Below are 2412 nucleotides of genomic sequence, written 5' to 3' on the forward strand. Positions count from 1 at the left end.
GTACTCGTCGGCGTTGCCGTCCCACCAGCCGCGGCTGGCCCGGCTGCTCTCGGCGGGGGAGGCGGTGTGAGATGCGGGCGGCTCGGCTCGCGGGACATTTCGCCGACGCCGAGACCGGCGGCAGCGCCGACGACGGCGACAACTTCTTCGATCCTGAGGCCGAAGACCTGCTCGCCGCGTTCTTCCTCGCGGCCGCGATCGCGGGCAAACCGATCACCCAGGTGTGGGAATGGGTGACGAATCCGCAGAACACCGAGGCGATCGAACACCTGCGCGGCGCCGAACACCACTTCACCGCGTCCGGCCTCGCCATGCAGTACAACGCTGACGAGCGCACCAGGAGCGGCATCTTCGGTACCGCGAAGAAGATGATTCGCTGCTTGCAGCTGTCCAATGTGCACCCGTGGATCACCCCGGCCGACGGCGTCCGTCCCCAGTTCGACGAACTGGAGTTCATCGAACGCAACGGCACGCTGTACTGCCTGTCGCTCGAGGGGCGCGGTTCGGCCGCACCGCTGGTGAGCGCGCTCACCGAGGCGGTCATCGATGTGGCCATGCGTAAGGCCTCGCGCTCGTCGGGTGGCCGGTTGCCGATCCCGCTGCTCGCGGTGCTCGACGAGGCCGCCAACGTGGTGCGCTGGAAGGATCTGCCCAAGCAGTACAGCCACTTCGGGTCGCGCGGCATCGTGGTGATGACCGTGTTGCAGTCGTGGGCGCAGGGCGCGCGTTGCTGGGGCGAGGCCGGGATGAGCGCGCTGTGGTCGGCCGCCAATATCAAGGTTCTCGGCAGCGGAGTCGACGATATGGCCTTCCTGCGCGATCGGTCCGAGGCGATCGGCGAGTACGACTCGATCTCCGCGTCGATGTCGCAGTCGGGCAACAGCAAGAGCTACTCGCGTTCGCTGAGCTCCTCGGTGACCTTCACCGCGCAGGGCCTGGCGACGCTACCGCGCGGTCGTGCCGTCGTGTTCACCTCCGGTCAGCCCGCGGTCCTGGTGCGGACCGTGCCGTGGTGGGAGTCGGAGTACGCCGACGCGGTCAAGCGGTCGATCGAGCAGAACGACCCGACTCGCAAGACCCGCATCGAAGACCTTTTCGGGTCTGCGTCGTCAGCGAAATCTGTTCCGCCGGAAGAGATGGGTGAAGTCGAGGAGGTCAAGCCGCTGTGAGCTACGACAATGTCGCCAATGGGGAGATTACGAACGGCTACCAGGGGGTGTACGAGTTCGTCACCGAGTACCTGAGTCAGGTCTACCGGCGCCAGGTCACCGATATCAGTGACACGGTGTGGTGCCCGGAATGGTGGCACCACAGCGAGGCCGTGATCCGGTTGAGCGCGCTGTGGCAGGCCTGGGAGCATCACCGTCTGCAGGGCGGGACCGGTATCAGCGTGTGGTTTCTCGACCACGCGGACCCACACATGACCAAGCTGTTCGACCCGAAAGGGCCGTTCAAGTACTGCAGTGTGCGCAACGGTCACAAGGGGATGCTCGAACCGCTGCCGCTCAAGAAACCGGAGGGCGCGGACGCGCAGATGTTCGGCAGTCCGGACATCGACCGCCTCTGGCAGAAAGGCCGCATACCGGACTGACCGGACGGATGCTCGGATCCCGTTGCCAGGCAAGGGGATCCGAGCATATTCGGAGTCGGGTCAGCGACCGCGTTCGATCCCGCGTTCGATCCCGCGTTCCCCACGCTGACGCGCGAGGGTCGCGCGCATCACGGTGTCCCGGGACCGGATCGCCTCTTCCGGCGAGATGCCTTGGCCCATTTCGACCAGCATCCGAACCTGGGTGAGCTCCGGAGCGACGCCGGCACGCTGCAGATGTGCCGCGATCGCCGAGCGTCGCTCGGCCGAGTCGTAGCCGACGCTCGGTGTCGCCGCGGCGTTCGCGGCGAAGGCAGAGCCCGCCGGCTTGTTGAGGTTGATTCCGCGCGTCTCCACACCGCGCGATTCCACCGTGCGCGACCCCACCGACATCATCTGCACGAGTTCGATATTGCGCGGATCCTTGGCCTTGAGATCACGCGCCTCGCGGATCTGCAATTCGCGCGCTTCCTTCATCTTGGCCTCGATCGCCTTCGCCCGGGACTCGGCCTCTTTCTGGCCGTGTTCCCGCGATTTGACGGCGACCAAGATGGCCATCTGCAGCATGGTGCGCATCATGGACGCTGTTTCGCTGCCGATGTCGTCGAGTTCCGCCATGACTGCTCCCCGATGCTGCTGTGGAAGTGGACATCTGAGCCTACCGCGCGAAGGACACGGTGCGATGTCCGGCGGGCCGGGTCGGCAGCGGAGAAAATGCGGGTGAGCGGTGCATGAGCCGGATAAATCGTAGGGTTGCCTAGCCTCTGATGATCTTCTTCGCACGTCGGGGCGGGAAAACCGGAAACGGACCGGACACACCAGCG

The 2412-nt window shown here is 65.7% G+C and carries 3 protein-coding genes; 2 read left to right on the top strand and 1 reads right to left on the bottom strand.

The genetic code is table 11. The features are described 5' to 3' along the window. The first annotated feature begins 71 nt into the window (after positions 1-71). On the top strand, positions 72-1169 hold the full coding sequence (locus ACFWF3_RS32330) for a type IV secretory system conjugative DNA transfer family protein (protein ID WP_379317635.1): 1098 nt from the start codon (positions 72-74) through the stop codon (positions 1167-1169). Beyond that, the gene (locus ACFWF3_RS32335; RefSeq protein ID WP_378626947.1) at positions 1166-1591 is read left to right on the top strand and encodes a DUF4913 domain-containing protein; all 426 of its coding nucleotides are present in this window, start codon (positions 1166-1168) and stop codon (positions 1589-1591) included. The genes ACFWF3_RS32330 and ACFWF3_RS32335 overlap by 4 nt, the downstream gene beginning before the upstream one ends. A gap of 60 nt (positions 1592-1651) precedes the next feature. On the opposite strand, the gene ACFWF3_RS32340 is transcribed toward ACFWF3_RS32335, so the two are convergent. Beyond that, positions 1652-2206 carry a hypothetical protein gene (locus tag ACFWF3_RS32340; RefSeq protein ID WP_378988998.1) on the bottom strand — a complete coding sequence of 185 codons (555 nt, stop codon included), beginning with the start codon at positions 2204-2206 and terminating at the stop codon, positions 1652-1654. Positions 2207-2412 lie beyond the last annotated feature (206 nt).

The organism is Nocardia sp. NPDC060220 (genome assembly GCF_042727815.1).
In the GTDB taxonomy this organism is placed as follows: Bacteria; Actinomycetota; Actinomycetes; order Mycobacteriales; family Mycobacteriaceae; genus Nocardia.